Origin of the sequence: Halotalea alkalilenta DSM 17697, assembly GCF_000621205.1 — a bacterium.
Lineage (GTDB): Bacteria > Pseudomonadota > Gammaproteobacteria > Pseudomonadales > Halomonadaceae > Halotalea > Halotalea alkalilenta.
Genome location: NZ_KK211231.1, coordinates 1 through 16,222 on the forward strand (window position 1 = coordinate 1; position 16,222 = coordinate 16,222).

The window sequence follows — 16,222 nt, forward strand, 5'->3', positions numbered from 1 at the left end:
GCAGGAGCAGTTTTTCCGCCCTGTCCGGGCGCGCCTTTTGCGACATCCATGTCGCAAACCCCGGTGCAAACGATTGCCGTCCAGCGCGCTCTCGGAGGCGGCTGGAAACCATCGTGGCATCTTCAAATACTTTGTCAGCGGCCTGAGAGACCGGGGGAGCCAAAAGGCTCCCCCGGTCTTTTCGTTTCCATGCCTCGTTACCGAGCGGCTCGCTCAGTCCAGCGCGGCCTCGATCGCTTCGATCAGTACCGGCGCTTCCGGGGCGACGTCGGGAGCGAAGCGCCCCACCACCTGCCCTTCACGATCGACGAGGAACTTCTCGAAGTTCCAGCTCACCTCTTCGGCATCGTCGCCGAGCAGCCCTGCCTTGCTCAACTTGTCGCGAAAACCGCTGCCCTCGGCCCAGACCTTGTCCGGATGCGCCTCGATCAGCGCGGCGTAAAGCGGATGCTTGTCCTCGCCGAGCACGGTGATCTTGGAGAACATCGGGAAATCGACGCCGAAGTTGCCCCTGCAGAAAGCCTGGATCTCTTCGTTGCTACCGGGCTCCTGGCCCTTGAAATCGTTGGCAGGAAACCCGAGCACTTCGAATCCCTGCTCACGGTAGCGCGCATACAGCGCCTCGAGCCCCTCGTACTGCGGGGTCAGCCCGCATTTGGAGGCCACGTTGACGATCAGCAGCACCTTGCCCGCATAGTCGCCAAGGGTCGCAGCGGCCCCATCGATACGCTCGAGGGGAATGGTGTCGAGGGAGACTGGCATAGTGGTGCTCCTATAAATGAGTGAAATCGAAACGCCGAGACGGCCTCAGACGATCCGGGTCTCCAGATGCTGTTCCTCACCCAGGGTAAGGCGCAAGCGCTGGCCGACGGAGAGCTTGCCGACCCCCTTGGGTGTGCCGGTCAATACCACATCGCCCGGTTCGAGGGTGAAACGCTGGCTCATATGCGCGATCAGCCCGAGTACCGGGAACAGCATCTCGGCGCTGTGCCCACGCTGGCGCGGCTCGTCATCGATATCCAGGCCGAAGCGCAGATCGCGCCAGTCGATCGCTGTGCCATCGACGGCGATGAACGGGCCCAGCGGACAGGCTCCGTCGAACGCCTTGGCCAGCTCCCAGGGATAGCCCTTGGCCTTGAGCTCCGACTGCACATCGCGCAGCGTCAGGTCTAGCGCCAAGCCGATGCCGCCGATCGCGCTTGCGACCTCGTGCTCGTCGTCCACCCGCGAGAGCGGCGCGGTGATCAATACCGCAAGCTCGGCCTCATAGTGGATCTCGCCGAGGTCGAAGCGCAGCGCCAGCTGCGGGTCGATCGGTATCGCGCTAGTGGCCGGCTTGATGAAGATCAACGGCGCCTCGGGCACCGGATTGTCGAGCTCATGGGCGTGGGCGGCGTAATTGCGCCCCACGCAGACGATCTTGCCTAGCGGGCGATCGAGGGTGCGACCATCCTCGAAACGCAAAATGAAGGCCATGAAGCTTTCTCCTTGGATAAAGCGCCCAGTCTAGCTGCGTCAAGGCGCCGCACTTCAACTCGCGCCCCTTCCTTCAGACCAAAGTCTAATGTCTACTCGTCGCGAGCCCCCTACCCAAGGGGACCCAATACCCGGAGAGCTTCCATGTCGACACCCCGCGGGCGCCTGCTCGATCCCTTCCGCTTGATCGAACGCTCGGTCCTGATCCTGATCATCTTCGCCGTAGTGGTCGCGATCGTCCAAAAGGCGCTCGATCTATGGACGATGAAAGAGATCACGGTGATCGATCTGCTGCTGCTGTTCATGTACCTGGAGCTGATCGCGATGGCGCAGATCTACTGGCGCCAGGGGCGGCTCTCGGTGCTGCTGCCGATCTTCATCGCGGTCATCGGCCTGGCGCGGCACCTGATGGCGGAAAGCCAGGAGCTGCACGCCACCGACATCATCGCCGGGGGCGGCGCGATCCTGCTGCTTGCGATCTCGGCACTGGTGATCGCCTATAGCCAAAGGCGCTACCCTGGAGCGATGTCGCACGGCAACGACAGCGAGGAGACCGACGGTCCCAAGCGGGATTGAGCGACGCATCGTTCGACCGTATCGAATGCATGGCGTGGATTTTTTCGCTTTTCCACACTCGAGTGGCGAGGCTATCTTGAAAGCAAGGGTGCCCCAGTGGCACTCATGCTCCTTTAGCCGACTTCGAGTGCCACGACATGCTGAGCAATACTTCCGAACGCTGGGGTTCGATCAGCATCGCCCTGCACTGGTTCAGCGCCGTCGCCGTCGTCGGCCTGTTCGCCAGCGGCTGGTGGATCAGCACGCTGACCTATTACCACCCTTGGTACAACGCCGCGCCCTGGTGGCATAAATCCGTCGGCATCACCCTGCTGGCCCTGACGCTCCTGCGGGTCGTCTGGCGGCTCGTCACCCCGACGCCACGACCGCTGGAGCACAGCCACGAAGCCCTCGCCGCCCGGCTCGGGCACGGCCTGATCTACCTTCTGCTGCTCACCGTACTATGTTCAGGCTATCTGATCTCGACCGCCGAGGGTTCGCCGATCAGCGTATTCGGCTGGTTCGAGATACCCGCGTCCTGGCGCTTCTCGCGCCAAGCGACGCTGATGGGCACGCTGCACTGGTACGCCGCCTGGACCCTGGTGATCCTTGCCGCGGGCCATGCGCTGTTCGCACTCAAGCATCATTTCCTCGACCATCGTGCCACCTTGACCCGTATGCTCGGTCGCGGAAGCTGAGCCAAGCTCTTTTGCTTCACCCAACTTGCTTCACCCAACCGCTCGTTCACCGTCCAAATCGCTCAATCAAGGAGCCCAATATGTTGAAACGGACCTTCGCCACCGCCGCTACCGCCCTGCTGCTCAGCGGCTGGGGGGCCTCTGCCATGGCCGCCGACTACAAGATCGATACCGAGGGCCAGCACGCCTTCGTCCAGTTCAAGATCAGCCACCTCGGCTACTCGTACATCCTCGGTGAGTTCCGCGACTTCAGCGGCACCTTCAGCTACGACCCCGACAACCTCGACGCTTCCAAGGCCGAGCTCACCGTGCAGACCGGCAGCCTCTACAGCAACCATGCGGAGCGTGACAAGCACCTGATGAGCGCCGACTTCCTCGACGCTGGAACCTATCCCACCGCCACCTTCGTCTCGACCGGCTTCACCCCGGATGCCGACGACCCCGACGAAGGCACCCTCACAGGCGACCTGACCCTCCACGGCGTGACCAAGCAGGTCGAGCTCGAGGTCGAGCGCATCGGCGGCGGCGATGATCCTTGGGGCGGCTACCGCCAGGGCTTCGAGGCGCAGACCCGGCTCGAACTCGCGGACTACGGCATCGACATGTCTTCGTTCCCGGAGCCGATGCACTACGTCGATCTCTACATCACCTTCGAAGGCCTGCGCCAGTAAGCCTCCAACCCGGCTTCTTGCACAGCTGAACTACGCATAGCGACACCGCCCTCGGTGTCGCTTTTTCATGCCCGCCTCCCTCGGCGGGCATTCATTATTAGCCGCCTATCTAATTGCCCTTGCGTCGTCGTTGCGATACTGTAATTTAAATCTATCTTAAAATAGATCAATCCACCGTTGCATAAGCGACAGCAGAGTGGAAGCGCGCATTCATGCGCCCCGGTAGACACAAGCGCTTGGTGACGCCGTCGACTGGGAACGTTGTCAAAACCGTGAAAAGCAAGGGGAGTTCGAATGAGCGAGAAAAGCACGCCCGTGCGAGGCGTGACGCGTCGTCAGGTGCTTACGTCCGGGGCTGCGGCGGTGGTGTTGACGGCCAGCGGCCGAGCCTCAGCGGTGACCATCGACGGCACACCACAGTGGCGACCGTTCGACCATAATGCCGCGGATGCGGTCGACCCTTCTCAGGACTGGCAGTTCTTCACCGCCGAGGAAGCCGCCACCGTCGAGGCGATCACCGAGCGCCTGATCCCCGCGGACGAGCTCAGCATCAGCGGCCGCGAAGCGGGCTGCGCGATATTCATCGATCGCCAGCTGGCCGGCTTCTTCGGCACCTCCGAACGCCTCTACATGCAAGGCCCGTTCGTCAACGGCACCCCTGAGCAGGGCGACCAGTCCGCGCTCATCCCTCGCCAACGCTACCGTGTCGGCCTCGCCGCCCTCGACGACTACTGCCGCAGACAGCATCAGGCTCGCTTCGCCGAACTTCCGGGCGAATCGCAGGACGAGGTCCTCAGCGGCCTGGAGCGCGGTGAAGTTCCGCTCGAAGGAATCGAGGCGAAGGAATTCTTCAGCCTGGTCCACCAGAACACCATGGAAGGTTTCTTCGCCGACCCGGTCTACGGCGGCAATCGCGACATGGTGTCGTGGAGGATGATCGGCTTCCCGGGTGCCCGTTACGACTACCGCGACTACATCGAAAAACATAACCAGAAACTCGACTTCGAACCGCTGAGCATCGCGGGACGCAGCGGCTGGCGGACACAGGGATAACAGGCATGCCTACTAAACTTCCCGCTACCGATGCGGTAGTGGTCGGGCTCGGCTGGGCCGGTGCGATCATCGCCAATGAACTGGTCGATGAAGGCCTCGATGTGATCGGTTTCGAGCGAGGCCCGTGGCGCGACACCGCCAAGGACTTCAACATCGCCTCCGTTCCCGACGAACTGCGCTACAACGCCCGCCAGGAACTGATGCTGCGCACCGCGCAGAACACCTGCACGATGCGCAACGACGTATCGCAGACCGCGCTGCCGATGCGCAGCTGGGGGTCGTTCCACCCAGGCAACGGTACCGGCGGCGCGGGCAACCACTGGGCCGGGATCACCTTCCGCTTCCAGCCCGAGGATTTTCGCCTGCACAGCCACTTGACCGAGCGCTACGGTCGCCAAGCGGTAGAGGCGGCCAACCTCACCTTGCAGGACTGGGGCACCGACTGGGAGGAAATGGAGCCGCACTACGCCTCCTTCGAGCGCGTCGCCGGGATCTCCGGCAAGGCAGGCAACCTCAATGGCACGCTGCAAGAAGGCGGCAACCCCTTCGAAGGTGCGCGGTCGATCGAATACCCCACCCCACCGCTGAAGCAGCCCTATGGACCGACGCTGTTCGCCGAGGCCGCCCGCGAGATGGGCTATCACCCCTTCCCGGTGCCCTCCGCGCTGGTTTCCGAGGGCTATACCAACCCGCTCGGCGTGACCATGGGGCCCTGTACCTTCTGCGGCTTCTGCACCAACTACGGCTGCGCCAACTATTCGAAAGCGAGCGCCATCACCACCGTACTGCCAGCGCTGATCAGAAAGCCCAACTTCACCGCCAAGACCAACTGCGAAGTGCTCCGGGTCACCCTCGACCCTTCCGGCACTCGTGCCACCGGGATCGTCTACATCGACGCTTCCGGACGCGAGTGGGAGCAGCCCGCGGAGCTCGTGATCGTCGCCGCCTTCACCCTCGAGAACGCGCGGCTGATGCTGCTCTCAGGCGTGGGCGAGCCCTATGACCCGATCACCCAGCGCGGCACCACCGGGCGCAACTATGCCTACCAGACCGCCAACTCGGTGCAGCTGTTCTTCGACGACAAGAACTTCAATCCCTTCATCGGCGCTGGTGCCGTGGGCATGGGGATCGACGAATTCAACAATGACAATTTCGACCACACCGGCCTGGGCTTCTTCGGCGGCGGCAGCATCCGCGTGACGCCGATAGGCGCCGCGCCGATCGCCAACCGTCCGGTACCGCCGGGCACTCCGACCTGGGGCAAGGAGTGGAAGCGGGCCACGGTCGACAACTACCTGAGCACCATGAGCATCGGCTGCGAAGCGAGCAGCTACTCGCAGCGTGGCAACTACCTTTCTCTCGACCCGAACTACAGCGACCGGCTCGGCCGTCCGCTGCTGCGGATGACCTTCGACTTCCCGGAGAACGATCTGCGCATGGCGCAGTACTGCACCGATCGGGTCGCTGAGATCGCCCGGCGGATGAATCCTCGCCAGATGGTCGAGAAGCCGATGAAAGGCCACTGGAACTCAGGCCCCTACCAGTCCTCCCACGTGGTCGGCGGATTCGTCATGGGCTCGGATCCGAGCGTGAGCTCGGTGAACAAGTATCTCCAAGTGTGGGACGTACCCAACCTGTTCGTGGTCGGTGCCTCGGCCTTTCCACAGAACCCCGGCTACAACCCCACAGGCACCGTCGGTGCGCTGGCGTACAAGGCTGCCGACGCGATCCGCCGTCTCTATCTGAAGCACCCGGGGGAGATGATCGCGTGAAAAGGACCCTACTCACCCTCTCGGCCGTGGGCCTTGCGCTCTACGCCTCGCTCGGTGCGGTGCTCGCGCATGCCCAGGGCGCCACTGAATACGACCAGGTCGAGAAGGGCCGCTATCTCTCCACCCTCGGCGACTGCGCCGCCTGCCATACGGCGCCCGGCGGCAAGCCGTTCGCCGGAGGGGTGGCGATCAATACGCCGTTCGGCAAGCTCGTAGCGCCTAACATCACGCCGGACGACGAAACCGGGCTCGGCAAGTGGACCTTCGACGACTTCCAGCGCGTGATGTCCGAAGGCCGTGGCCCCGGCGGCTACCACCTCTACGGCGCGATGCCCTATACCGCCTATACCAAGGTCAGCGAGGAGGATAACCGCGCGATCTGGACCTACCTGCAGACCCTCGACCCGGTCGACCACCTGGTGGTGGCCAACCAGCTGCCGTTCCCGTTCAACCAGCGCTTCACGCTGTGGGGCTGGAACCTGCTCAACTTCGACAAGGGCGAGTTCGAGCCCAACCCGGAGAAATCGGCCGAGTGGAACCGCGGCGCCTATCTGGTGGAGGGCCTCGGCCACTGCGGTACCTGTCATACGCCGAAGAACCTGATCGGTGGCGACAAGTCCAGCCAGTTCCTCGAGGGCAGCGTGGTCGACGACTGGTATGCGCCGGACATCACCGCCGACCCGCACAAAGGCATCGGCGCTTGGAGCGAGCAGGATCTGGTCGATTACCTGAGCACCGGTAAGAACCGCTTCGACATCGCCTCCGGCCCGATGGCCGAGGAAGTGGAGCACTCCTCGCAATACTGGAACGAGGATGACCTGCGCGCGGTGGCGACCTACCTCAAGGATGGCCGCAACGCCGATGCCCAGGCACCGACGCCGCTGGCCGCCGAAGATCCGAGGATGGTCTCGGGGGGGGAAATCTACGCCGATCGTTGCGCTGGCTGCCACACCCCCAACGGCGCGGGCGTCGAAGGACTGTTCCCACGGCTTGCCGACACCGCGCTGGTCAATGGCGACAGTGCCGCCTCGCTGATGCGAGTGGTGCTCGCCGGCTCGCGTGCCGGCGCTACAGACGCGGCGCCCACCGCGCCATCGATGCCGGCGTTCGCGTGGAACCTCAGCGACGAGGAGATCAGCAATGTGCTGACCTTCGTGCGTAACACCTGGGGCAATGCCGCGGCGCCGGTATCACCCTCCGATGTCGCCGAAATGCGCGAGACGCTCGAGCAGCACTGAGCCGCAGCGGCATTGGCGAAAATGCAAAATTCGCCGCAGCGCTGAACGCACCCCAGGGGTTGGACGCAAGTCCAACCCCTGGGGTTTTCTGTATGCGAGATACGACGAGCGATCCAAGCTCAAGCTGAAAGGCCTGAGCCCGGCTCATTACCGGACCCAGGCCCTGGGCACCTAGCTTCCTGAGTCGTCCAGTTTCCTGGAGACAGGAGCGTTTTCAGCCTGCGGCTCAGCTTCGTCGCAGCAGCGGCAACACCACAGCCTTCCAACCCCTCTGGAAGGCATCGAACCAGCATGACTTAACCAGCAGCCGGCGCTGGGTCGCGGTCAATGGCCTACCGTTGAGCTTCTTCTGGAACTTCAGCGCGCTGGCGATCTCGAGGCAGCGTAGCCGGCGGAACAGCGGCGCGAGGAGGCGCCTGCAGGGGATCCGCACAGCGCTGGCGTAATCTATCAGGATCAGCCGCCCGTCACCGTCGATCAGCAGGTTGGAGCCGCGGATGTCGTTGTGCACGATGCCTTGGCGATGCAGCCCATCGAGGACCTGGAGCACCGCGCTGAAACCGAGCAGATGGCCCGACGCCCTTGCCTGATTGATGGATTGGCCATCGATGCTGGCCATCGCGAAGGCGTAGCGCCCGCGGTAGCCGGCGAAATCCGGCGCATGCTGCCAGTGGCGCAGCCGCTGGAGCATTCGCGCCTCGCGGCGCATCAAATAGCGCGCTGCGGGAGCTAGCCAAGTGCCAGCGTAAACACCATAGTCCTTGACCACCACAGTATCGCCGCGATAGCTCTCGCGCCGCACCTCGGCCTTGAGGAAACCGTGCGCAGCCTGCAATTCAACCACAGCGGGCTCTTCGTCCGCCGCGCCCCGCCGCGTCGTTGAAGGTGCCTGACTAAGCCTCGACCTCGCCGCCACATCTCCCATATGCCCCCCTTGCCCAGACCGCCAGCGGGCAAGCGCCCCGAGGGCGGGCACCTGTCACGACATGGCTTAAGGTTTATTTAATAAACCGAATATTAAATCAGGCTTAAATCTCGGGCCGGCATCACTATGTTTCCACAAAGGCAACCATGGAGGGATGCGCGAGATCGAGGGGCGGGTGGGGAGTAAACCGCCGTCGAACCGGGTGGAGAGGCTCGCGGCGGGAAGGGGAAGGGAATCAGAAGTGGTAGCTGACGAATCCGCCGCCGTAGGCCTGGGTCGCGTCGCCGATGTCATCGACGATCGAGCTGTCCTTGGCCTCGCCGGTCAAGCGGGTGACGCCGGCGAAGGCGGTGACCGAGAGCTCGCGGCTGATGAAGTACGACAGGCTGCCGTTGATCCCGAAGCGCAGGTAGCCATTGTCGGCATCGTAGGCGCGCACGCCGCTGCGCGCCGATTCGCGGCCGGAGACGCTGAACAGCGAATCGGTCCAGTTCTCGCTGCTATAGGTCACCGAGGGCGAAAGCGAAACGACCCAGCGCTCGGCCAGACGGTTGCTCCATACCGCGCCGGTGGAAAGCTCGAAACCGTCGACATCGCCGGTGAACGGTGCCTGGGCCGAGGCGTAGAACGACCAGTTCGGGTCGTACTGCAGCGCATAGCGAAGCCCGGCGGTGAAACTGCCATCGACTTCGTCCATGCCGCTGAGCTTGTCGTCGTTATCGCGGCCGAAGGTGTAGCCGATGAAAGGCGACAGCGTCCAGTTGCGCCCGCGCCATGCATTCCAGCCCAGCCCCTGGGTGGTACTGAGGTAGAAATCATCGCCATAGCTCAAGTCGATCGCCGGGTAGAAGCGGGTCTCGTTCTCGTCGGCGCCGAGATACTTGGGTAGATAGATCGCCCCGGCACCGACGCTGCCGGAAAGCTCCTGGGCGAAACTCGCACCAGGCGCGGCGAGCGCGGCGATGACCAACACGCTGCGGGTATGGGTCAGGTATCGCATGGCATCCCTCTGTGTTCTTTTCGCGGCAAGACGCCGCCTATTGGATCGACCGGCGCATGATAGCCATGATCCTCGGTCCGCTGCGTGTTTTAGCGTAGCGATTTTCCGCGATATTGTTTTCGCTTGGTATCCAGCAGCTCGAGGATCAGCACCTCGAACGGTCTACCCAGGTCATCGCACGGCCTCGTTGCGGCCTCGACGAAACCGTGGCGCCGATAGAACGCTCGCGCCGCCCGGTTGTCAGCGTAGACCTCGAGCGCTCGGGCACGGCCAAGCATGATCACGTGCTCGAGCAGCGCACTGCCGACGCCGCGGCGCTGGTGGCACGGTGCGACGAATAGACCGCCGATGAAATCGCCGATCAGCGAGATGAAACCGGCCGGCGCAGCGTCGTCTCCCGCTTCCGAAACGGCGATGAAGGTCTCGGCGTTGGGCAGATAGAGCTCGCGCACCAGTACTTGGTCGTCGATCAGCGTCTGTCTGCCGAGAAAACCGTGAGTGCTGAGCGACGCCTCGAGCCAGAGCGCTACGCAGGCATCGAAGTCGGCGTCGACGAAGGGCCGTATCCGCATCAGTCGGGCACGCTCCACTGCGGAAGGTCTTCGAGTCGCTCCGCGCACGATGATATACTGCGCGGCTTTCCTGAACCGCACGATGGAAGCGCCCGCGCAGGCGCGCGTCGTCGTCGTTGCGATCCCGCCTGGGTGACGAACACCCTCGAGACAGATACAGCAAGCGGAGCGAGCATGAGCGTACGAGTGGGCGTGATCATGGGGTCCAAATCCGATTGGGAGACCATGCGCCATACCGTCGAGACCCTGGAGGCGCTGGGGATCGAGCATGAAGCCAGGGTGGTCTCCGCCCATCGTACCCCGGATCTGTTGTTCGAATATGCCGAGCAAGCGGTCGCCCGCGGTCTCGAGGTGATCATCGCCGGTGCCGGCGGCGCGGCGCACCTGCCCGGCATGTGCGCGGCCAAGACCTGCCTGCCGGTGCTCGGCGTACCGGTCAAGTCGAGCACCCTCTCCGGCGTCGACTCGCTGCTCTCGATCGTGCAGATGCCTGCGGGGATCCCCACCGGCACGCTTTCGATCGGCCGCGCCGGCGCGGTCAATGCGGCACTCCTGGCCGCGGCGATGCTCGGCAACAAGTACCCCGAGATCCGCGAGGCGCTCGAGCATTTCCGTCGCGAGCAGACCCAGCGAGTGCTCGACGACCAGGACCCGCGTCCAAGCGAAGGCGAGGGCTGACACTATGCGTATCGGTATCGTCGGAGCGGGCCAGCTCGGCCGCATGCTCGCTCAGGCAGGAGCCCCACTCGACCTCACCTTCACCTTCCTCGACCCCAGCGAGCCGGCCTGCGCCGCGCCTTTCGGCCACCACCTGTGCGCCGACTGGAACGATACCGAGGCGCTCGACGCGCTGACCGCTGCCGCCGATGTGGTGACCTTCGAGTTCGAGAACGTCGACCCCGAGGCACTGGCCCGGATCGGCGCCGAACGCCCCGCCTATCCACCGGCCAAGGCGCTGGCGACCTCTCGCGACCGCTGGGTGGAGAAATCGCTGTTCGCCTCGCTCGGCATCCCGCTGCCGCCGATCGCACGCGTCGACGACCAAGCCGGGCTCGATGCCGCAGTGGCGGATATCGGACTGCCGGCGGTGCTCAAGACCCGCACCCTGGGCTATGACGGTAAGGGCCAGAAGGTACTGCGCGAGGCTGCCGATGTGGTCGGGGCCTTCCAGGAGCTCGGCGGCGTACCGCTGATTCTCGAAGGCTTCATCGACTTCGACCATGAGGTGTCGGTGATCGCGGTGCGCGGCCGTAACGGCGAGACGCGCGCCTGGCCTTTGGCCGAGAACCAACACCGCCAGGGCATCCTCCACCGCTCCACCCCCCGTCCGGGACACCCGCGCCAAGCCGAGGCCGAACGCTACGCCACCCAAGTGATGGAGGCGCTCGACTACGTCGGAGTGATGGCGTTCGAGTTCTTCGTCACCGCCGACGGCCTGCTCGCCAACGAGATCGCTCCCCGGGTGCACAACTCCGGGCACTGGAGCATCGAAGGCGCGGTCACCAGCCAGTTCGAGAACCACCTGCGTGCGATCGCCGGCCTCCCGCTCGGCGATACCGAACGCCTGGTACCCTGCGCGATGCTCAACCTGATCGGCGCGATGCCCTCTGCCGAGGCGCTGCTCGCCCTGCCCGGCGCGCGGCTGCACGACTATGGCAAAGCGCCCCGGCCGGGACGCAAGATCGGACACCTCACCCTGCTCGCCGCCAGCGATGAAGAGCTCGAGCGTCGCGTCGCCGCCGCCGAGGCGCTACTGGTCAACCAGCTCGGCTGAGCGCCATACGAAGGCGCGGCGACAGCCGCCGCGCCTTCAGACTGCTGACAAAGTATTTGAAGATGCCACGATGGTTTCCAGCCGCCTCCGAGAGCGCGCTGGACGGCAATCGTTTGCACCGGGGTTTGCGACATGGATGTCGCAAAAGGCGCGCCCGGACAGGGCGGAAAAACTGCTCCTGCATTTTCCGCATTCCCGCCATCCATGGCGGTCAGACATCCATGCGCGCCGACCCGAAGGCAAGCGATTGATCGGCCGGGGTTTCGCGATCTCGTGGCGGCGCGTCCCCTTTCAGGGGGAGCGCGAGGGGACCGCCCCTCGCATCTAAGCGAGCAAGAGGTGCGTTAGGACCCAAACGGTTCTCGACTCGCCAGGATCGAGAGTGTCGCTGGGTCAAAAGGGGTTTGTCATTAATCTGAAGGCGCGGCGACAGCTGCCGCGCCTTTCTTCTCATCTACTTTCTTCCCTACCCGAGCCGCGCCGACATCGGCACCCGCTCGAGGAAGCGCTCGAACGCCTCGAGGAAGGCTCGCTCGGTCAGCGCCAGACGGCGGCTGCCGTGCCTGAGCAGGAATACCTCGATCTCGGCGACCGCCTCGTCCGGCATCAGCGGCCACAGCACACCCGCGGCGATATCCTCGCGCACCAAGTGCTCGGGAAGGCAGCTGATCCCGAAGCCGGCGATCACCAGGCGACGGATCTCCTCGATGTTCGACGAGCTGGCAACGATCCTGCCGGTGAAACCGCGCTGGTCGCGAAAGATGGTCAGCGGCGAGAGGCTGTCGCCGATCTGGTCGCTGGTGAAGGAGACGAAATTCTCGTCGAGCAGATCGCCAGGCCCGACGCCACGGCGGCCATGGAGCGGATGATGACGCCCGCAGACCAGAATGTAGCGCTGGTTGAGGAACAGCCGTCGCTCGAGGCGCTGGCGCGGGTTGCGACAAAGGCTGATGCCCAGCGCCGGTGCCCCTTGGCCGAGGACGTCGAGTATCTCGCTGCTCGGCATCACCTCGACGTGCAGCTCGATCAGCGGATAGCGGCGGTGGAAATCGGCCAGGAAGCTGTCGTAGGCGCCGCTCTGGATCCTGCTCATCACCAACAGCCGCATGGGCCCGGCGATGTCGTCGCGCCGAGGGTCGGCAGCGAGCTCCAGGCGCACCACCTGGGCATGGACCTCCCGGGCGATCGCCTCGACCTCCTCCCCCAGCGCGGTGAGCCGGAACTCATTGCCGGACCGGTGGATCAAGCGTCCACCGAGACGCTGCTCCAGGCGCTTGAGCGCCTGGCTCACCGCCGGCTGGCTGAGATGCAGCCGCGCCGCCGCACGGCTGACGCTGCGTTCGCGGGCGATACACAGGAAAGTGCGCAGCAGGTTCCAGTCGAGCCGTTCACCGAGCACCCCCAGCCTTCTTCTCGCCTCCTCCCCAGCAGGTCTCGTCCCGATCACCGCCTCGTCCATGCCTGTCCCTCATCGATTGGGTCTGGTCGAACGCAGAGCATAGGCGAGTCGGGGCGCGCAGTGGAGAGCGAGAGGGATAACGAAGGCGTCGTTCGAAACCGATTCATCTGCGTCGATGGGCTCGGGCTACGCGACAGTTGACGGCCGCTGCACCAATCAAAGAGGAGCACCGCCACCGAAGTGCACGGACTGGTCGAAATACTCGATCAGGAGTTCGGCGAGGACCCGTATCTTGCGTGCGGGAAGCTGACCCGGCGGGCGGACGATGTACACCCCCGCCGGGGGGGGGGAATGCGGGGGCATGATCGGCACCAGCGCCCCGGAGGCGAGATGTTCATAGGTGAGGCAATCGGGCAGGTAAGCGATCCCGAGCCCCGCCACTGCGGCGGCGACCAGCGCAGTGCCATTGTCCGCCTTGAAGCGCCCCTGCGGACGAACCGTGATGACCTTGTCGCCATCCATGAGCTGCCAGGCTTCGGTGCCTTGCATGAGGGCCTGATGGGCAACGAGCTGCTCCGGCGTCTCAGGTGCCCCATGCGCCTCGATGTAGTCCGGACTGGCGACGAGCTTCCCATGGATCGGGCCGATGCGTCTTGCGATCAAGTTGGAGTCCTGGAGATAGCCGACCCGTATCGCACAATCGAACCCCTCCGCGATGAGATCGACGAAGCGATCGCTGTAGCAGGTCTGAATCTGAAGCTCGGGGTGGCGCCGCGCCATTTCCGCGAGCACGGGAGCGAAGTGAGTCGGGCCGAAAGAGAGCGGCGCGGCGACTCGCAAGCGGCCGCGAAGCTCACCGGCGGGCAGGATCGTCTCCCTGGCCACATCGATCTCGGCGCAGACTCTGGCCGCATAGTCGCGGAACGTGGCCCCGGCTTCGGTGAGCGCAGCCCCGCGGGTGGATCGTGCGAGCAGCTGGGCGCCAAGCGCCGTTTCGAGCCTGGCAAGCCTGCGACTGACGATCGACTTGGACACGCCGAGCCGCAGCGCAGCAGGTGAAATGCCCCCGGCATCAGCGACCTCTACGAATGTCCGCAGCTCTTCGATGTCCAGTTCGGCGTTCCCCATTTAGCGACACAGATCGCCACAGGATGGCACTACCGAGGCGAAAATGGGAACAGCACACTGCTGCTTCCGGGAGATATAGCCGCTGGCGCATGCCTCCCGGAAAACCAACCCGCTCACGACAGCAGCAGAGGATGCAGATAATGACCTTTCGCAACGGCCTTGCTTCGCTTCTTCGTCCCGAGGACTCGGTACTCGTCCTGATCGACCACCAGCCTTACCAACTCGCTAATCTGAACAGCCACGAACCGCAGATGGTGGTCAACAATGCGACGGCCCTGGCGAAGGCCGCCAAGGCCTTCGGCGTCCCGACCATCCTGACCAGCGTGATCGCCGAGCGCGGCGGACTCATCTTCTCGCAAATCACCGATGTGTTCCCCGACCAGGAAGTGATCGATCGGACGCTCATCAATACCTGGGAGGATCAGAAGGTGGTGGAGGCGGTGAAGGCAACGGGCCGCAAGCAGCTGGTCATCGCAGGGCTTTGGACCGAGATATGCGTCGCGATGCCGGCGATCCAGGCCCTCGGCGAAGGCTGGGACGTGACCGTGATTACCGACGCATCGGGCGGCGTTTCGATCGAGGCCCACGAGGTCGCCATCCAGCGCATGATCGCGGCCGGCGCGAACATGATGACGTGGCTGGCGCTGGCGGGCGAATGGCAGCGCGACTGGGCCCGGACCGAGACGGCGGAAGGACTGACCGAGGTGCTCATGCAGCATGCCGCCGGTAGCGGCGTTGCGTACCTGTGGGAACAGCAGCTGCTCAATACGCCGGTACCGACCACCGCAGGATGAGCCGAGCGGGGATGAAGAGGCTTTCGGGCGGCGCGCAGGCGAACCGGCCGTTCGCTTCGAGCCTTGCCATCCCCTCTCTCGTTGCGCAAATCGTATCCAGCACTATCCCAACAGCCCCAGCCGAAGCGGGCCTCAGCTACCGAGGCCGGTGAAGAAGCGGCGCGCATTCTCCTCCAGGCCTTCGAGGTAATACCCTCCTTCCTGCACCACCAGGATCGGAACGTCGAGCTCGCCGATCGTCCGGCCCAGCCGTTCGAAGCCGTCCGAGGAGACCGTCACCTTGGCCTGCGGATCGAGTTCGAAGATATCGAAGCCCAGCGCCAGCACCAGCGCCTCTGGCTGGTAGAGCGAAAGTGCGCTGAGCGATTGGTCGAGCTTGGAGAAGAACAGCGCCTCATCCGAGCCGTGGGGCATCGGCAGGTTGAGATTGTAGCCCTCCCCCAAGCCCTCCCCACGCTCCTCCTCGAAGCCGGTGACCGCGGGATAGAAGTTTTCCGGGTCGCCGTGGATAGAGACGTAGAGCACATCCCTACGCGCATAGAAGATCTCCTGCACGCCCTGCCCGTGGTGCATGTCGGTATCGAGCACCGCGACCCTCTCAAGGCCGCTGGCACGCAGACGCTGGGCGGCGATCGCGGCGTTATTGAGAAAGCAGAAGCCACCGGCGCCGTCGACCCTCGCGTGGTGGCCGGGCGGGCGGCAGATCGAATAGACCCGGCGATCGCCCTCGATCAGCGCATCGGCACCGGCGATCGCACTCTGCGCCGACCAGTAGGCGGAGCGCCAAGTGTGCTCGCCGATCGGCGCGCTGCCATCGGCGATGTAGCGCGCCGCCTCGCCGAGTATCCCGCGCAGCGGGTTGGGCGAGCGGACGAAGATGTTCGAAATCACCTCGTCGCCCCAATCCTCCGGCATCTCCTTCCAGCGCCGGTAGGCGCTCTCGAGAAAGCGCAGGTAGTCGAAGCCGTGCACCGCACCGATCGGTGCGGCACCCGCATCAGCGGGCGCCCGCAGCTCGAAGCCGAGCCCGCGGGCTGCGGCGACCAGATGCTCGACGCGCTGCGGTATCTCCTGCGGCGTGCGCATCATGCCGCGCGAGAAGTAGCTGCGTGGATGATGCAGCGCCTGGTCGGGATGGAAGAACGCTTTCATCGTCACTCCTAATGG

At 64.5% G+C, this 16,222-nt stretch carries 17 protein-coding genes; 9 read left to right on the plus strand and 8 right to left on the minus strand.

Annotated elements, in window-relative coordinates:
• Positions 1-213 precede the first annotated feature (213 nt).
• Together Q376_RS0116640 and Q376_RS0116645 are read right to left on the minus strand one after the other, a co-directional pair.
• Positions 214-762: a glutathione peroxidase gene (locus tag Q376_RS0116640; RefSeq protein ID WP_027351266.1), complete on the minus strand. Its 549-nt coding sequence runs from the start codon at positions 760-762 to the stop codon at positions 214-216.
• A gap of 45 nt (positions 763-807) precedes the next feature.
• Positions 808-1,476 (minus strand): fumarylacetoacetate hydrolase family protein, encoded by a 669-nt coding sequence (locus tag Q376_RS0116645; protein WP_043448433.1) that lies wholly within the window; start codon positions 1,474-1,476, stop codon positions 808-810.
• A 144-nt stretch (positions 1,477-1,620) separates the two neighbouring features.
• On the opposite strand from Q376_RS0116645, the gene Q376_RS23165 reads away from it, so the two are divergent.
• From Q376_RS23165 to Q376_RS0116675, 6 genes are all read left to right on the plus strand, one after another.
• Positions 1,621-2,052, plus strand: a complete 432-nt coding sequence (locus tag Q376_RS23165; protein ID WP_052365463.1) for a phosphate-starvation-inducible PsiE family protein — start codon at positions 1,621-1,623, stop codon at positions 2,050-2,052.
• A gap of 137 nt (positions 2,053-2,189) precedes the next feature.
• Positions 2,190-2,729, plus strand: coding sequence for a cytochrome b (locus Q376_RS0116655; RefSeq protein WP_027351268.1), 540 nt, complete (start codon positions 2,190-2,192; stop codon positions 2,727-2,729).
• An 80-nt stretch (positions 2,730-2,809) separates the two neighbouring features.
• Positions 2,810-3,400, plus strand: coding sequence for a YceI family protein (locus Q376_RS0116660; RefSeq protein ID WP_027351269.1), 591 nt, complete (start codon positions 2,810-2,812; stop codon positions 3,398-3,400).
• A gap of 294 nt (positions 3,401-3,694) precedes the next feature.
• A complete protein-coding gene (locus Q376_RS0116665) occupies positions 3,695-4,453 on the plus strand; it encodes a gluconate 2-dehydrogenase subunit 3 family protein (protein ID WP_027351270.1) in 759 nt (252 codons plus the stop codon).
• Positions 4,454-4,458: 5 nt separating this feature from the next.
• Positions 4,459-6,225, plus strand: a complete 1,767-nt coding sequence (locus Q376_RS0116670) for a GMC family oxidoreductase (RefSeq protein WP_027351271.1) — start codon at positions 4,459-4,461, stop codon at positions 6,223-6,225.
• A complete protein-coding gene (locus tag Q376_RS0116675; RefSeq protein ID WP_027351272.1) occupies positions 6,222-7,463 on the plus strand; it encodes a c-type cytochrome in 1,242 nt (413 codons plus the stop codon). Before Q376_RS0116670 ends, Q376_RS0116675 begins: the two co-directional genes overlap by 4 nt.
• 226 nt (positions 7,464-7,689) lie before the next feature.
• On the opposite strand, the gene Q376_RS23170 is transcribed toward Q376_RS0116675, so the two are convergent.
• The 3 genes from Q376_RS23170 to Q376_RS0116690 form a co-directional block, all read right to left on the minus strand.
• On the minus strand, positions 7,690-8,307 hold the full coding sequence (locus Q376_RS23170; RefSeq protein WP_162177915.1) for a protein kinase family protein: 618 nt from the start codon (positions 8,305-8,307) through the stop codon (positions 7,690-7,692).
• A 316-nt stretch (positions 8,308-8,623) separates the two neighbouring features.
• The gene (locus Q376_RS0116685) at positions 8,624-9,388 is read right to left on the minus strand and encodes a MipA/OmpV family protein (protein ID WP_027351273.1); all 765 of its coding nucleotides are present in this window, start codon (positions 9,386-9,388) and stop codon (positions 8,624-8,626) included.
• An 89-nt stretch (positions 9,389-9,477) separates the two neighbouring features.
• Positions 9,478-9,960 carry a GNAT family N-acetyltransferase gene (locus tag Q376_RS0116690; protein WP_043448436.1) on the minus strand — a complete coding sequence of 161 codons (483 nt, stop codon included), beginning with the start codon at positions 9,958-9,960 and terminating at the stop codon, positions 9,478-9,480.
• A gap of 174 nt (positions 9,961-10,134) precedes the next feature.
• On the opposite strand from Q376_RS0116690, the gene purE reads away from it, so the two are divergent.
• Both purE and Q376_RS0116700 read left to right on the plus strand, forming a co-directional pair.
• Positions 10,135-10,638 carry a 5-(carboxyamino)imidazole ribonucleotide mutase gene (purE, locus tag Q376_RS0116695; RefSeq protein ID WP_027351275.1) on the plus strand — a complete coding sequence of 168 codons (504 nt, stop codon included), beginning with the start codon at positions 10,135-10,137 and terminating at the stop codon, positions 10,636-10,638.
• Between the two features lie 4 nt (positions 10,639-10,642).
• Positions 10,643-11,734, plus strand: a complete 1,092-nt coding sequence (locus tag Q376_RS0116700; RefSeq protein WP_027351276.1) for a 5-(carboxyamino)imidazole ribonucleotide synthase — start codon at positions 10,643-10,645, stop codon at positions 11,732-11,734.
• 466 nt (positions 11,735-12,200) lie between these two features.
• Here Q376_RS0116700 and Q376_RS0116705 read toward each other — a convergent pair whose 3' ends face one another.
• Positions 12,201-13,181, minus strand: a complete 981-nt coding sequence (locus tag Q376_RS0116705; RefSeq protein ID WP_211266705.1) for a LysR family transcriptional regulator — start codon at positions 13,179-13,181, stop codon at positions 12,201-12,203.
• Between the two features lie 168 nt (positions 13,182-13,349).
• The gene (locus Q376_RS0116710; RefSeq protein ID WP_245598985.1) at positions 13,350-14,261 is read right to left on the minus strand and encodes a LysR family transcriptional regulator; all 912 of its coding nucleotides are present in this window, start codon (positions 14,259-14,261) and stop codon (positions 13,350-13,352) included.
• A gap of 140 nt (positions 14,262-14,401) precedes the next feature.
• On the opposite strand from Q376_RS0116710, the gene Q376_RS0116715 reads away from it, so the two are divergent.
• Positions 14,402-15,055, plus strand: coding sequence for a hydrolase (locus Q376_RS0116715; RefSeq protein ID WP_027351279.1), 654 nt, complete (start codon positions 14,402-14,404; stop codon positions 15,053-15,055).
• A 132-nt stretch (positions 15,056-15,187) separates the two neighbouring features.
• On the opposite strand, the gene Q376_RS0116720 is transcribed toward Q376_RS0116715, so the two are convergent.
• Positions 15,188-16,207 carry a histone deacetylase family protein gene (locus Q376_RS0116720; protein ID WP_027351280.1) on the minus strand — a complete coding sequence of 340 codons (1,020 nt, stop codon included), beginning with the start codon at positions 16,205-16,207 and terminating at the stop codon, positions 15,188-15,190.
• Between the last annotated feature and the right edge of the window lie 15 nt (positions 16,208-16,222).